This window comes from Micrococcus sp. 140720015-1 (assembly GCF_053627595.1).
In genome coordinates, this window is record NZ_JBSEYC010000005.1 from 1 (window position 1) to 13,659 (window position 13,659).

The 13,659-nt window shown below is 75.5% G+C and carries 12 protein-coding genes and 1 tRNA gene; 6 read left to right on the forward strand and 7 right to left on the reverse strand.

Annotated features, from left to right (window positions below):
* Nucleotides 1-167: 167 nt before the first annotated feature.
* Nucleotides 168-596 carry a hypothetical protein gene (locus ACUXPL_RS09150; RefSeq protein WP_454183376.1) on the reverse strand — a complete coding sequence of 143 codons (429 nt, stop codon included), beginning with the start codon at nucleotides 594-596 and terminating at the stop codon, nucleotides 168-170.
* 131 nt (nucleotides 597-727) lie between these two features.
* Here ACUXPL_RS09150 and ACUXPL_RS09155 point away from each other — a divergent pair.
* A tRNA-Pro gene (locus tag ACUXPL_RS09155) sits at nucleotides 728-804 on the forward strand.
* Nucleotides 805-868: 64 nt separating this feature from the next.
* Here ACUXPL_RS09155 and ACUXPL_RS09160 read toward each other — a convergent pair.
* The 5 genes from ACUXPL_RS09160 to ACUXPL_RS09180 form a co-directional block, all read right to left on the reverse strand.
* Nucleotides 869-1,231 (reverse strand): GNAT family N-acetyltransferase, encoded by a 363-nt coding sequence (locus ACUXPL_RS09160; RefSeq protein ID WP_257747146.1) that lies wholly within the window; start codon nucleotides 1,229-1,231, stop codon nucleotides 869-871.
* Between the two features lie 57 nt (nucleotides 1,232-1,288).
* Nucleotides 1,289-1,786: a carboxymuconolactone decarboxylase family protein gene (locus tag ACUXPL_RS09165; RefSeq protein ID WP_180536885.1), complete on the reverse strand. Its 498-nt coding sequence runs from the start codon at nucleotides 1,784-1,786 to the stop codon at nucleotides 1,289-1,291.
* A 92-nt stretch (nucleotides 1,787-1,878) separates the two neighbouring features.
* The gene (locus ACUXPL_RS09170) at nucleotides 1,879-3,438 is read right to left on the reverse strand and encodes a DUF5129 domain-containing protein (protein WP_454183379.1); all 1,560 of its coding nucleotides are present in this window, start codon (nucleotides 3,436-3,438) and stop codon (nucleotides 1,879-1,881) included.
* 62 nt (nucleotides 3,439-3,500) lie between these two features.
* The gene (locus tag ACUXPL_RS09175; protein ID WP_454183381.1) at nucleotides 3,501-4,244 is read right to left on the reverse strand and encodes an NADPH-dependent F420 reductase; all 744 of its coding nucleotides are present in this window, start codon (nucleotides 4,242-4,244) and stop codon (nucleotides 3,501-3,503) included.
* Complete coding sequence (locus ACUXPL_RS09180) at nucleotides 4,231-5,133, reverse strand: fumarylacetoacetate hydrolase family protein (protein WP_454183382.1); 903 nt, start codon at nucleotides 5,131-5,133, stop codon at nucleotides 4,231-4,233. The genes ACUXPL_RS09175 and ACUXPL_RS09180 overlap by 14 nt, the downstream gene beginning before the upstream one ends.
* A gap of 65 nt (nucleotides 5,134-5,198) precedes the next feature.
* Here ACUXPL_RS09180 and ACUXPL_RS09185 point away from each other — a divergent pair, with 65 nt between their 5' ends.
* The 4 genes from ACUXPL_RS09185 to treZ all read left to right on the forward strand — a co-directional run bounded on the left by ACUXPL_RS09185 (nucleotide 5,199) and on the right by treZ (nucleotide 11,295).
* A complete protein-coding gene (locus ACUXPL_RS09185; protein WP_454183384.1) occupies nucleotides 5,199-6,242 on the forward strand; it encodes an aldo/keto reductase in 1,044 nt (347 codons plus the stop codon).
* A gap of 36 nt (nucleotides 6,243-6,278) precedes the next feature.
* Nucleotides 6,279-6,764, forward strand: coding sequence for a hypothetical protein (locus ACUXPL_RS09190; RefSeq protein ID WP_454183386.1), 486 nt, complete (start codon nucleotides 6,279-6,281; stop codon nucleotides 6,762-6,764).
* A 62-nt stretch (nucleotides 6,765-6,826) separates the two neighbouring features.
* On the forward strand, nucleotides 6,827-9,307 hold the full coding sequence (gene treY / locus ACUXPL_RS09195; RefSeq protein ID WP_454183388.1) for a malto-oligosyltrehalose synthase: 2,481 nt from the start codon (nucleotides 6,827-6,829) through the stop codon (nucleotides 9,305-9,307).
* Entirely contained in the window at nucleotides 9,304-11,295 is a 1,992-nt protein-coding gene (gene treZ, locus ACUXPL_RS09200) for a malto-oligosyltrehalose trehalohydrolase (RefSeq protein WP_454183390.1), read from the forward strand. The genes treY and treZ overlap by 4 nt, the downstream gene beginning before the upstream one ends.
* Nucleotides 11,296-11,308: 13 nt before the next feature.
* On the opposite strand, the gene ACUXPL_RS09205 is transcribed toward treZ, so the two are convergent.
* Nucleotides 11,309-12,610, reverse strand: coding sequence for a DUF4032 domain-containing protein (locus ACUXPL_RS09205; RefSeq protein WP_180536893.1), 1,302 nt, complete (start codon nucleotides 12,608-12,610; stop codon nucleotides 11,309-11,311).
* Between the two features lie 107 nt (nucleotides 12,611-12,717).
* Between ACUXPL_RS09205 and ACUXPL_RS09210 the strand changes: the two genes are divergently transcribed.
* Complete coding sequence (locus tag ACUXPL_RS09210) at nucleotides 12,718-13,590, forward strand: DsbA family protein (protein WP_454183392.1); 873 nt, start codon at nucleotides 12,718-12,720, stop codon at nucleotides 13,588-13,590.
* The last annotated feature ends 69 nt before the right edge of the window (nucleotides 13,591-13,659 follow it).

The window sequence follows — 13,659 nt, forward strand, 5'->3', positions numbered from 1 at the left end:
TGCAGCCGGGAGGTTGTGGGAGAGTAGGTCGCCGCCGGACATTCTTTGAGGGAGGGCCTCGCACCGTTGGGTGCGAGGCCCTTCCGCATTTCTGGGAGGATTCACCGGGCGGCCCCGTGCGATCTGCACGGGGCTTTCTGCGTTCCCGGGTGCATTCCCCGCGGCGCTCAGAGCTCCTCGCCGGCCCGCAGTCGTGCCGTGAGCGCGCGGGTGAGTCGGCGGCGCACCCGGTCGTGATCCGTGCTCTGCTGGAGAAGGCGCGCGTGCACGGCGTCGGCATGGGCGGGCTTCTCCGAGTCGGGGAGAGCGAGGAAGTCCCGCAGCAGCGGCTCCAAGCGCCCGGTGAGGGCGAGGACGAGCTCCTGGGTCTCCACGGGCCGTGTGCGCTGCAGGCGGGTCCAGGCCGGCCCGTACTCGGCGGCGTGCTCGACCATCTCCCACGCGAGGGCCCAGCTGTCCGGGCGCAGTCGGTGCCGCTCCGCGCGCAACAGCCGTCGCAGGTCGACCACGGCCTCCTCGAGCTCGGCAGCGGCCGGGGCGCCGTCGTCGTCGGGGGAGGGGCTCGCGGAGGTACGCAGGAACGGCCACCAGCTCATGCCGGCCTCTCTCGGATTCGTCGGGTGCGCAGAGGTCTCACGTGTGCGATTCTGCCCCGCATCTCGGTTTGGCGGCACCCGGTGTGGCTGGTATAGTCGCTCTCTGTTGGATTCAGGTCTGAGACCTCCAACGGGGTGTGGCGCAGCTTGGTAGCGCGCGTCGTTCGGGACGACGAGGCCGCAGGTTCAAATCCTGTCACCCCGACCAGAAAGAGCCCCCGCCGGATCGGCGGGGGCTCTTCTCGTCTCCGGGTGCTCACCGGGTGCGGGCGTCAGTCCTGGCGGGACTCCAGGAACTGGAGGTGCTCGGGGCGCGCCGGGTCCACTTCGCCGGCCACGTCGTCGTGTTCGTCCACCCAATCCTTCACGTACGGGCACACGGGGACGATCCGGCGGCCCGCGGCCACGGTGTCCTTCAGCGCCTCGCGCACGAGGGTCGAGGCCAGGCCCCGGCCCTCGTACTGGTGGTCGACCTTGGTGTGCGGAAAGATTCGCTGGGCCGGGCCGTCGGCGGTGTCGTAGTCGATCGCCACCGTGAAGCCGGCCACCGTGCCCGCGTCGTCGACGACGATCTCGTACCTCTCCGCGTTCTTGCGGACCTGCGGGTGCTCCAGGCTGGGGGTCTGCTCGGTCATGGTCGGTCCTCTCGTTCCTGGGTGGACCCCGCCGCCGGGTCGGCGACGGGGAAGGGGTCAGCCGTCCCGGCGCCGCACGGGGTGATGGGACAGGATCGAGATGCGGTTCGTCAGGTTCATCACGATCGCGGCCCACTGCACGGCCGCGTACTGGGCGTCCGTGAGCACGGCGGCCGTGGAGGCCTGCACGTAGTTCAGCTGCTCCTGCTCGGGGAGGTCCGTGACCGCCTCGGCGAGCTCGAGCGCGGCGCGCTCCTGCTCCGAGTACACGGCCCCGGCCTCACGCCATGCCGGCAGCAGCCCCAGGCGCTGCACGCTCAGACCGGCGTCGGCGCCCTGGCGGGTGTGCCGGTCCAGGCAGAACACGCAGCCGTTGAGCTGGGAGACCCGGAGGTTCACGAGCTCCACGAGCTGCCGGTCCAGCCCGGCCTGCTCGGCGGCGGCGCGCGCGGCCGAGGCCAGCGGCCCGACCGCGTTCCACGCCTCGGGCACGGCCTTGTCGAGGAAGAACGCGAGGGGGTCCTGACGGGGTGCGGGGGTGTCAGCGGCGGTCATGGTCCTTCAATGTCTCGCAGAACGGGGCGGTGGGCCAGGGACCGGGTGCCCGGCCCGGACGAGCTTCCGGCTCAGATCCGGCCCCGGCCGGCTCAGAATCGGCCGGACGAGCCCGCCCCGGAGAACGAGCCGCCCGAGGATCCGTAGCCGGTCCCGGAGGAGCTGGACTGCGCCTGGCGGTGGTCCTGGACGGACCGCTCGCCGGCCTGGTGGCCCGTGTTGAAGGCCACCACCGTCCAGTAGGCATCCGCCGGCAGCGCGGAGTCCAGGATTGAGCCGCGCGCGGACCGGGCCGGGCCACGGTGCGAGCGCAGCTCGTCGCGCAGCAGCTCACGCTCGGCCTCGTCCTTGCCGAACGCCGCCACCTCGGCGTCGGCGAGGGCGGAGACGAGCCCGGTCAGGCGACGCCGCAGCGCGTCCAGCTCGCCCAGCGCCGCGGCCGGGGTCAGGCGCTCCTCCTGCAGGTCCGCGCCCAGCGCCTCGAGTCGGTCCTGGGCCTCGGTGCGGAAGGACTCCAGCGCGGCGACGGCGGACCGGACGGGTCCGGCGGAGCCGACGGAGGAGGCCAGCGTGCCGACGGCGTCCAGGTCGGCCCGCAGCGGGGCGGTCTGCTGGTCCCACGCCGCCGGCCACCCCGGGTGGCGGTTGAGGAAGGTGTTCGCCGCGGCCACGGCGTCGTCGAGGCGGTCGAGCTCACGGGCGCGGTCCCGGACGTCCTCCGCGGCCCGGGCGTGCTCCGTGCGATGCAGGCTGCGCTCCGGCAGGGCCTCGAGGCGGTCCAGCTCCGCTGACGCATCGAGCGCCTGGTGCCGGAAGTTGCGGAAGCGCTCCATCAGCGCGGCCGCGTGGGGCGAGTCCTCGGGCACCGTGGACGCGTTCACCTCGGTGGCGTCCATCTCCAGGGTGACGGAGGTCAGGTGGGTGCGGGCCTCGGCCAGCAGGTCGGCCGTCCGACGGCGGCGACGCCGTCGGCTGGCGAGTGCCGCGGCCGCGGCGCCGCCGCCCGCCACGCCGACGATCCCCGCGCCGAACCACAGCGCGGGAGCCTGCCACCAGGGGCGCCCGATCAGCTCGGCGGCGGCGTCTGTCACATCCACGACCGTGTCCGTCCATCGGGCTGCACGGGCCGCCTCGTGTCCGGCCTCGCGCACCTCCCGCAGCTGGTCCGTGCTGAGCATCCGGTCCTCGCCCACGTACACCCCGATCAACCGGTTGTCCGGGTCGAGGGCCACGATCACGAGGCCGTCGGCCCATTTCTGGCCGTCCGCGCTGAGCCAGTCCGGGTGCTCGGCGCGAGCCCGCTCGAGCACCCGCCCGTTGAACGCCTGAGACGCGCGGTCGTCGTCCAGCGCGGACAGGTCCGGGCCGCGCTCGGTGACCACGGCGACGCGGGTCGGCTCCCGGAACTCGATCCCCGCCAGGTCTCGGCGCAGCTGGGCGGGGTCGATCACGCCCGCGTCATCCACGAGCTCCACCTGCTCCCAGGCCACGGCGTGGGCCTGCGGCGCGGCGGCGACGACGGCGCCCGTCACCCCCGCCGTGACCGGCAGGGCGACGACGGTGGCGGACGCCGCCGGCCCGGTGAGGGCGGCGGCGGACAGGGCGACCGCGGTGAGAGTGCGGCGGGCGATGCGGTGCGTCGGACGGGTCACGGGGGCCTCCTGGGAGGGTCGGCGGTCCCGCCCAGCGTAGGCACCGCGGCCGGTGGCGCGCCTCAGCCGGCGGGCGCGTCGGCGAGCAGCGCGGCGAGCCGGCCGGCGTCGTGCGCGGTGCCGAACCCCGCCGCCCCCGGCTCGAGGACGCCGGCCCGGTCGAGGCCCGTGTAGGGGACCGCGTCGAAGCCCATCGCGGTGACGAGGGCGACCACCGTGTCGCGCGCGGCCGCGACCGCGGCCGGGTCGGCCGTCGCGTCGGCCGGCTCGGTGCCCACCGCGAGGGCGCGGCGCGGGGCTGTGGCCCGCCCGGCGTCCTCGAGGTCGTGATGCGAGATCTCCGAGAACGCGCGCACGACGGGCACGCGCAGCCCCGCGGCGGCCCAGCGCGCGGCGATCCGGACGGAGCCGGGCGCGCCGTCGTCGTCGAGCCACGCCGGGACGGGCTCGCCCTGCCACGTGTTGGTCAGGTCCACCACGGCGCGTGTGGCCGGCCCGGCGAGGGCGAGCGGGTCGACGTCGTCGAGCGCCTCGCGCGGCACGGCCACGACGACGAGCTCCGCCTCCGCCGCCAGGTCCTCGGCCGACACGGCGACGGCCTCGGGCGCGTAGATCGTCAGGTGGCGCTGGACCGCCGCGGGGCGCCGCGTGCCCGCGACCATCACCCGCGGGGCGGCCGTGCCCGGGGAGAGGCGGGGGATGCGCGCGATCGCCCGTGCCAGCGCGGTGCCCGCCCGCCCCGCACCGAGGATGCCGACGACGCGGGGCAGGGCGTCCGCCGGCGCCGCCGCCTCAGACGAGCTCATTGCGCTGGCGTCCCAGCCCGGTGATCTCCACCTCGACGACGTCGTCGGGACGCAGCCACGGGCGGCGGCCCTCGGCGTCCCGGCGGGCCAGGGCGACCCCCGCGGGCGTGCCGGTCAGGATCAGGTCGCCCGGGTTCAGGGTGATCAGCTGCGAGGCGTAGGAGACCAGCTCGGCGGGGGAGAAGACGACGTCGGCGACCCTGTCCTCCTGACGCAGCTCGCCGTTGACGTGCGTGAGGACGCGCGCATCCGCCGGGAACTCGTCCGGGGTGACCAGCCACGGACCCACGGGCGTCGAGGCCTCCCACACCTTGCCCTGCAGCCACTCGGAGGTGCGGCCCTGGAAGCCGCGCATGGAGATGTCGTTGGCCACCGCGTAGCCCGCGATGTGCTCCGGGGCGTCCTCGACGGCGAGGCGTCGGCCCGGCTCCCCGACCACGATGCACAGCTCGCCCTCGTAGTCGACCCGGTGGTCCTCCTCGGGGACCTCGATCGGGTCCAGGGCACCCGTGAGGGACTGCGGGAACTTCGCGAACAGGGTCGGATGCTCAGGGCGCTCCAGGCCCGTCTCGTCGATGTGGTTCGTGTAGTTCAGGCCCACGCAGAACACCTTGGTGGGGAAGGGGACGAGCGTGTCGTAGACGAGGCCGGAGGTGTCCAGCAGGAGGGACCGGTCGGCCTGCGCCGCGCGGAGGGCGCCCTCCACCATCTCCCGCTGCTCCTCCGGCGTGGCGGTGAGGTACTCGCCGACGTCGCGACAGTCCGGCAGGGCGACGGCGCGCACGGCGACCTCGGGGTCCTCGGGGTGCACGGAGGTGATGACCGCGGCGAACGTGGCGCCGGGGTAGGCGGCGTCGGAGTCGGGCTGGCGGAACGTGGCGAGCTTCATGGGCCCATCCCATCACAGGGCGGCGGGTCCGGACCCGGGGCGGGCGGACATGAGACGGTGAGGCCATGAGCACAGCCCCCACGCATCCGCCGCTCGACCCCGACCCGACCCCGGCCACCCCGATCGTCCTCGGGACCATGGCCTGGGGCTCCGTTCCCCCGCCGCCCCCGGACGCCGATCCGGGGGCGGGGCCGGAGGGGCCCGCGGGCGAAGCCCAGGCCGAGGCGGCCGTGGAGCGCGCCCGCCGCGCCCTGCGCGCCGGGATCGAGGCCGGCGTCGACCTGCTGGACACCGCGGACATCTACGGGGCCGGCCGCTCCGAGGAGACCGTCGGCCGGCTGCTGCACGAGCTGCCCTACGAGGAGCGCTCCGCCCTGAAGGTGCAGACCAAGTGCGGGATCGTCCTGCACGAGACGGACCCGGCCGGACGGCGCCTGACCCGCTACGACTCCTCGCCCGAGCACGTGCGCGCCTCGCTGGAGGGCTCGCTGGCCCGCCTCGACGAGCAGCGCGTGGACACCCTGATCATCCACCGGCCCGACGTCCTCACGCCCGTGGCCGACACCGTGCGCGCCTTCCTCGACGCGCGGGAGGCGGGCCTGGTCGGCAAGCTGGGCGTCTCCAACCTCGGCGTGGGCCGCGTCCTCGAGTTCCAGCGCGAGCTCGAGAGCCAGGCGGCGGACGGGACCGGGCTGGCGTGCGTCCAGGTCGAGCTCGGCCTGCACCACCGCACCCTCCTGGAGGCGGTCGTGCTCGCCAACCACCCGGACGCCCCCGCGGACGCCGACGCCGGGCGCCTCGGCCCGGTGTGCGCCGCCGAGGGGATCGAGCTGCAGGCCTGGGGGCCGCTGGGCCAGGGCCGGTTCAGCTCCGGCGACGACGGCGCGGCCGGCGTCGTCGGCGAGGTCGCAGCGGAGCTGGGCGCCAGCCGGGAGGCCGTGGTGCTCGCCTGGCTGCTGCGCCTGCCGTGGGGCGTGCGGCCCGTGATCGGCACCCAGGACCCGGAACGCGTCGCCGCATGCGCCGAGGCGGCCGCCGCGGCCGAGGCGATGGACTCCGCGCAGTGGCACCGCCTGTGGACCGCGGCGCGGGGCCGGCCGCTGCCCTGAGCGACCCGTGGGCGTGAGGGATGTCACACTGGGGGCATGACCTCCGAGCCCGTCAACCTCTTCACCCCCTGGCTCGCCTACTGGGCGGCCGCCCTCGCGCTCATCGTCGGCGGCATCCTGCTGGCCGCCGGGATCTGGCGTGAGCGCCGGCACCGCCGGCACGCTGACGAGCACGGACGCAACACCGAGGTGGACGTCCTGGACAACACCCGGCTGCAGCGCCGGGTGGGGGCCGTGGTGCTTGCGGCCGCGGCCGTACTGGCCGGCGTGGGTGTGTGGACGCACCTGGCGGGGCTGGACACGCTGCGTCAGAACCTGACGGCCAAGTACGGCTACACCTCGATCGAGCGCATCCGCCAGTCCGGCACGGGGTTCATCATCGACCTCACCCAGCCGGACGGAACCGTCCTGCGGGACGAGATGGTCCTGGTCGACCCCTCGGGCGAGCCCTTCGTCGGCGAGGACATCTTCCACAACCCGCCGGAGAAGTACGAGGACCTGCCGCTGCGTCCGGCCCCGTGACCGCGCCCGCCGTCGTCCGTCGGGCCTGATGTCGCGTCGGGGGCCTCTGTTAGCGTCGCCGCGTGAGCACCTCGACCGTCCGTTCCGCCCCCGCGTCCACCTACCGGCTCCAGGTCAGCCCGGATCTGCCGCTGGAGTCCGTGGCCGGGCTCGTGCCCTATCTGCGGCGCCTGGGCGTGGACTGGCTCTACCTCTCGCCGCTGCTCGAGGCCGAGCCCGGCTCCGACCACGGATACGACGTCGTGGACCCCACCCGGCTGGACGCCGCCCGCGGCGGGGCCGAGGGACTGGACACGGTCGCGCGCGCCGCCCACGAGGCGGGCATGGGTGTGCTCGTGGACATCGTGCCGAACCACGTGGGCGTGGCCACGCCCCAGGCCAATCCGGCGTGGTGGGACGTGCTCACCCACGGTCCCGAGGCGGCGCATGCGGCGTGGTTCGACGTGGACTGGGCGGCCGGCGACGGGTCCCTGCTCATCCCCGTGCTGGGGGACGGCCCTGACGGGGACGCGGACGCGGAGCTGGACCGTCTCGTCGTCGACGCCGAGGGTGGCCGTCTTCGCTACTGGGACAACGTCTACCCCCTCGCCCCCGGATCGCTCGAGGCGGCCGAGGCGGAGACCGGGCTGCGCGCCGCGGAGGTCTTCGCGGCGGCGGACCCGGCGAAGGAGCCGACCGCGGAGCAGGCCCGCCTGGCCCGCGCCGTGCACGACCGCCAGCACTACCGGCTGGTCGGCTGGCGCCGCGGCGACGCCGAGCTGAACTACCGCCGCTTCTTCACCGTCACCACGCTCGCGGGCGTCCGGGTGGACGAGCCCGAGGTCTTCGACGCCGTCCATGCCGAACCCGCCCGCTGGGTCCGCGAAGGGCTCGTGGACGGGCTGCGCGTTGACCACCCGGACGGCCTGGCGGACCCGGCCGGCTACGCGCGGCGCCTGCGCTCCCACGTCCTGCCGGAGGGCTACCTCGTGGTGGAGAAGATCCTCGAGCCCGGTGAGGCGCTGCCCGCGGACTGGCCCGTGGACGGGACCACCGGCTACGACGCGCTCGGCGAGGTCGAACGTGTCTTCATGCACCCCGAGGCCGCGGGCGATGCGGCGGAGGACGCGCGCCGTCGTCGGGAGTGGGACGAGGCCGTGGTGCGGGCCAAGCACGACGTGGCCACCGGCTCCCTCGCGGCCGAGACCGCCCGGCTGGTCCGGGAGGTCCGCGCCGTGCACGCCCTCGGTGCCCACCCGGACGAGGACGTGGCCGCCGCGTTCGCCGCCGTGCTCGCCCGCCTGCCCGTGTACCGCACCTACCTGCCCGTGGGCCTGGCCGTGCTCGAGGGCGCGCTGGCGGACGCGGCCGAGGCGGAGCCGGGCCTCGCCGACGTGCTCGGCGACCTGCGGCCCGAGCTGACCGACCCGGACTCGCCCGTGGCCCGCCGGTTCCAGCAGACCTCCGGCATGGTGATGGCCAAGGGCGTCGAGGACCGGTCCTTCTACCGGTACACCCGGTGGGCCAATCTGAACGAGGTCGGCGGAGACCCCTCCCACGTCGCCCTGTCCCTGGCCGACTTCCACGCCGCCCAGCAGGCGCGCCAGGCCGCCTGGCCGACGGCCATGACCACCCTGAGCACCCACGACACCAAGCGCGGCGAGGACGTGCGCGCCCGCGTCGCCGTGCTCGCCGAGGAGCCCGACCGCTGGGCCGCCGAGCTCGCGGAGCTAAGGCGCCTCCACCCGCTCGGCCACCCCGACGCGGAGCGGCTGCTCTGGGAGTCCATCGTGGGCGTCTGGCCCACGGACGGCACCGCGCCGGAGGAGGAGCGGATCCTCGGCTTCCTGCAGAAGGCCTCCCGCGAGGCGGCCCTGGCCACCACCTGGACGGACCAGGACCCCGAGTTCGAGGCCCGGCTCGCCGCGCTCGCCGCCGCCGTCACCTCCCCCGAGGGGCCTGCGCGGGGCGTGTTGCAGGCCGTCGCGGACCGCATCGCCGAGCCCGGCCTGGTGGTCCAGCTCGGCCACAAGCTCGTCCAGCTCGCCGCCCCCGGCGTCCCCGACGTCTACCAGGGCACGGAGGTGCCCTTCCCCACCCTCGTGGACCCGGACAACCGCCGCCCCGTGGACTTCGCGGCCCGGGCCGACCTGCTGGACCGCCTCGACGCCGGCCACACGCCCGGCCTCGACGACCCCGCCGCCGCCAAGCTGGCCGTCGTGGCCGGCGTGCTGCGCGCCCGCCGCGACCGGCCCGAGCTGTTCACCGGGCACCGCCCGCTCGACGTCTCCGGCCCCGCCGCCGAGCACGCGATCGCGTTCGACCGGGGCGGGGCGCTCGCCGTGGCCACCCGCTGGCCCGTCCGCCTGGCGGCCGCGGGCGGCTGGGGCGAGACCGTCGTGACCGTGCCGGCGGGGCGGTGGGAGGACGCCGTCACCGGCCACCCCGTCCACCCCGACGCGCGCGGCGCCGTGCGCCTCGACGAACTGCTCAGCACCCTGCCCGTCGCGCTGCTCGTCCCGGCGCGCGCCCCGTCCGACCGCCGAGAGAGGACCGCCCCGTGACCGACCCCCGCCCGGCCGACGCCCCCGCCCCTGGCCTGCACCCGATCGGCTCCGACCCCGTGGACCCCGCCGCGGCCGATCGAGTCGCCGTCGACGCCGCGCGCGCCGTCCCCTACGCCGTGTGGGCGCCGCACGCCGAGAGCGTCGATCTCGTCCTCGTCGACACCGAGCCCGGCGCCCTGCACGACGCCGAGGACCGCTGGCCCGTCGCCGCCGTCGTGGCCATGGACCCCGCCGCCGGAGGCTGGTGGACGCCCACGGAGGACCCGCTGGCCGCCCTCGGCCTCGACGCCGCCCAGCCGCCGGCCGACCCCGGCTACGGCTACCGCGTGGACGGGGCGGACCCCGTGCCGGACCCCCGCTCCCGCCGCCAGCCCGACACGGTCCACGGGCCCTCCCGCCGCGACGTCGCCGGCCGCGTCTTCGCGTGGCCGGACGAGGGCTGGGCCGGGCCGCCCGGGGTGGAGTCCGATCCGGCCGCGCCCCAGGGCGGCGGCCTGCGCGGCGCCGTCCTCTACGAGCTGCACGTGGGGACCTTCACGGCCGAGGGGACCCTCGATGCCGCCATCGCCCGCCTGCCGCACCTGACGGACCTCGGGGTCACCCACGTCGAGCTGCTGCCCGTGAACTCCTTCTCCGGGCCGCGGAACTGGGGCTACGACGGGGTGGCGTGGTTCGCCGTCGACGAGTCCTACGGCGGCCCCGCCGCCTACCGCCGCTTCGTGGCCGCCGCCCACGCCGCCGGCCTCGGCGTGGTCCAGGACGTCGTGCACAACCACCTGGGCCCCTCCGGCAACTACCTGCAGGTGTTCGGGCCGTATCTGGGTGAGGGCGGCACCGGCTGGGGCGACGGCCTGAACCTGGACGGCGCCGACTCGGACGAGGTGCGCCGGTTCGTCCTGGACAACGTCCGCTTCTGGCTCGAGGAGATGCGCGTGGACGGGCTGCGCCTCGACGCGGTGCACGCCCTGCGGGACGCCCGCGCCGTGCACCTGCTCGAGGAGATGGCCGCGCTCGCGGACGGGATCGCGGCCCGCGCCGGCCGACCCGTGCCCCTCCTGGCCGAGTCCGACCTCAACGACCCGCGTCTGGTGTTGCCCCGCCACGCCGGCGGGCTCGGCCTCGCCGCGGCCTGGAACGACGACGTCCACCACGCCCTGCACGTGGCCGCGACGGGGGAGACCCACGGCTACTACGGGGACTTCGCCCCGCTGGAGGCGGTGGCCAAGGTCATGGAGCGCACCTACTTCCACGACGGCACCCGCTCCACGTTCCGCGGCCGCGACCACGGCCGCCCCGTGCCGGACGCCGTCCCCAACCACGCGTGGGTGGCCAGCATCCAGAACCATGACCAGGTGGGCAACCGCGCCGGTGGCGACCGCACCGCGGCCGCCCTGTCCGAGGGCGCGCTCGCGGCCGAGGCCGCCCTGCTGCTGACCGGCCCGCACGTGCCGATGCTCTTCATGGGGGAGGAGTTCGCGGCCTCGACGCCGTGGCCGTTCTTCACCTCGTTCCGCGAGCCCGAGCTCGGGGACGCCGTCCGGCAGGGACGTCGCCGCGAGTTCGCCGCCCACGGCTGGGACCCGGCCGACGTCCCCGACCCGCAGGACCCCGCCACGCGGGACGCGGCCGTGCTGGACTGGGCGGAGGCCGCGGGCGGCGCGGACGGCCACGGTCGGGGAGCGCGCGTGCTCGCCGCCTACCGCACCCTGATCGGCCTGCGCCGCACGCTGCCCCAGCTCACCGACCCCCGCCGCGACCGCGTCCGGGCCGAGGTGGACGCGGCCCGGCGCCACGTGCGCCTCACCCGCGCCGGCGCGGACGCCGACGTCATCCTGCTCGTCGCCCTCGGCGCGGACCCGCTGCCCGTGCCCGCGGACCTGGCGCGGGCCGAGCTGCTCACCGGCCACGGCGACGATGGCCCCCTCGGCCCCGGCGCGGTGCCGGCGGCGGTCCCGGCTCCCGGCTTCCTGCTCCTGCGCCGCTGAGCCGCGGCCGGCGTCAGTCCGCGTCCGCGGGCGGGACGGCGCGCAGCATGGTGGTCGTGGGGTGCAGCGCCACCGCGTCCTCGTCGCGGCGGGCCCGCAGCACCGTGTCCACGTAGGAGTCCACCACCTCCTGCAGGGGCACGGCCTGGCCGCGGGCCTCGGAGAGGTACCAGCGGTGCTCGAGGAGCTGGTGCATCACCTCGGCGGGCTCGAGCTTGGCCCGCAGCTCGAGGGGCACCGAGTGGACCACGGGGTCGAACACCTCCACCACCCAGCGGTGCGCCGCGCCCTCGATGTCCATGTACGGGTCCCACTCCCGGCGGGCGGCCTCGATGTCGACGAGCAGCCGCCGGGCCTGGTTCTCCTGGACCTCGAGTCCCGTGAGGCGGGTCAGCCGACGGCGGTGGTAGCCCGCGTGGACCTCGACGGGCCGGGCGATCATCATCCCGGGGGCGTCGGCGGCGCGCAGCGAGTACTCGGCCAGCTCGAAGCCGAGCTCCTGCAGACGGCGGACGCGGCGGTCCAGGCGCCACGGCTCGGCACGGGGGAACAGCAGGGGCCCGGTCAGCTCGTCCCACAGCCGGCGGTAGGAGGCCACGAGCAGGTCCGGCGTGGTGACGGGGTCCACCTCCGGGTCCAACAGCCCGCTGGCCTGCAGGTCCAGCAGCTCGCCGCCCACGTTCACGGCGGCCACGTCCAGGTCGTGCTCGCGCTGGCCGGTGGACAGCCGCTGCCGGAGCTCGCCGGTCTCGGCGTCCACCAGGTGGGCGGCGAACCCGCCCGCGTCGCGCCGGAACAGGACGTTGGACAGGGAGACGTCACCCCAGAAGAACCCCTCGAGGTGCAGCTCGACGAGCAGGGTCGCCAGCGCGTCCATGAGCCGCACGAGGGTGCGGCGCTCGAGGCGCTCCGAGAACACGGCGCGGTACGGCAGGGAGAAGCGCAGGTGCCGGGTGACGAGGGCGGCGGGCAGCGGCGTGCCGTCGTCGTGGGTGCGCCCGGTGACCACGGCCACCGGCACCACCGACGGCGCCGGGCCCCGCTCGAGCCGGCGCAGCAGCCGGTACTCGTGGAACGCGAGCTCCTCCGTGGTCTCCTTCACCGCCACGATGCCCCCGCCCATGCGGGCGAAGCGCACCACGTGACGGGAGATGCCGCGCGGCAGAGCCGCCAGCACCTCACGCGGCCACGTCTCGAGGGGGAGCGCCCAGGGCAGGGCGAGCAGGGACGTCGCCGGGTCCTCGGAGGCGTCCCCCGAGGGGGCCCCCGTGATGGTCAGTCGATCGACGGGGGAGGGGGTCTCGACGGTGTCCATGGTCACGATCCTTCCAGACAGGGCCGCTATGCTCGCCTGGCGCGGCGCGCCCGCCGCCCGCCGGCTCCGGTGCTCGACCCGGACCGACTGCCCCACGAGGAGGACCCTTGGCCCGGAACACGTCAGGCTCGCACACCTCGGCGACGGACGCCCGTGCGCGTGCACGCCAGATCCAGGAGGAGCAGCGCAGGAAGGACCGCCGCCGCCGCACCGGCATCATCTGGGGCTCGGTCCTCGCGGTGGTGCTCGTGATCGGCCTCGTCGTCGCGTTCGTGCTCAACCGCAACGGCGACGACGCCGCGGCCGCCGGCCCCATCCCCGCCGTGACGGACGAGCAGGGCGGCGTCGAGCTGACCTCGGCCACGGGCCTGGCGGAGGGCGCGGGAGAACGCGAGGTCGACCCCTCGAAGATCGAGGTGCCGAAGCAGTCCGCGAGCTCCCAGCCCGAGACCCTGCCGGACACCGAGGCCCGGGCGGACGGCGAGCCGACGCGGATCGTGCTCTACGCGGACTTCAACTGCGTGCACTGCGCGGACTTCGAGTCCTCCAACGCGGACCAGATCGAGCAGTGGCTCGAGCAGGGCGAGGTCACGGTCGAGTACCGGATGGTGGACTACCTGAGCGCCCCGAACAACCAGAACTACTCGGCCCGCGCCGCCAACGCCGCGTACTGCGTGGCGGACCAGAAGCCCGAGGCCTACAACGGCTTCGTGGCCGCCCTGTTCGCCACCTACGACGAGCACCAGGGCAAGGGCCTGGACAACGCGGCGATCACGCAGCTCGCGCAGGAGCACGGCGCGGACATCGCCTCCTGCGTCGAGGACGGCACGTTCCGCTCCGCGGTCGAGCACACCACCCGCCAGGCGCGCGTCGCCGGCGTGGCCGGCACCCCCACCGTGTTCGTGGACGGGAAGAACTGGGCCCTCGACGGCGAGGACAAGACCTTCACCGACTGGGCGGGCGCCAAGATCGCCGGCTGACCCGGCTGACCCGTCGCCGAGGTCCGCGGGGCGTCCCCCTGCGGGGGCGCCCCGCGTCCTCCGCCCGGG

Excerpts from the sequence above, each read along its gene's own strand:
- ACUXPL_RS09150 (WP_454183376.1), bottom strand. The coding sequence starts at position 596 with ATGAGCTGGTGGCCGTTCCTGCGTACCTCCGCGAGCCCCTCCCCCGAC.
- ACUXPL_RS09160 (WP_257747146.1), bottom strand. The coding sequence starts at position 1,231 with ATGACCGAGCAGACCCCCAGCCTGGAGCACCCGCAGGTCCGCAAGAAC.
- ACUXPL_RS09165 (WP_180536885.1), bottom strand. The coding sequence starts at position 1,786 with ATGACCGCCGCTGACACCCCCGCACCCCGTCAGGACCCCCTCGCGTTC.
- ACUXPL_RS09175 (WP_454183381.1), bottom strand. The coding sequence starts at position 4,244 with ATGAGCTCGTCTGAGGCGGCGGCGCCGGCGGACGCCCTGCCCCGCGTC.
- ACUXPL_RS09180 (WP_454183382.1), bottom strand. The coding sequence starts at position 5,133 with ATGAAGCTCGCCACGTTCCGCCAGCCCGACTCCGACGCCGCCTACCCC.
- ACUXPL_RS09185 (WP_454183384.1), top strand. The coding sequence starts at position 5,199 with ATGAGCACAGCCCCCACGCATCCGCCGCTCGACCCCGACCCGACCCCG.
- ACUXPL_RS09190 (WP_454183386.1), top strand. The coding sequence starts at position 6,279 with ATGACCTCCGAGCCCGTCAACCTCTTCACCCCCTGGCTCGCCTACTGG.
- ACUXPL_RS09205 (WP_180536893.1), bottom strand. The coding sequence starts at position 12,610 with ATGGACACCGTCGAGACCCCCTCCCCCGTCGATCGACTGACCATCACG.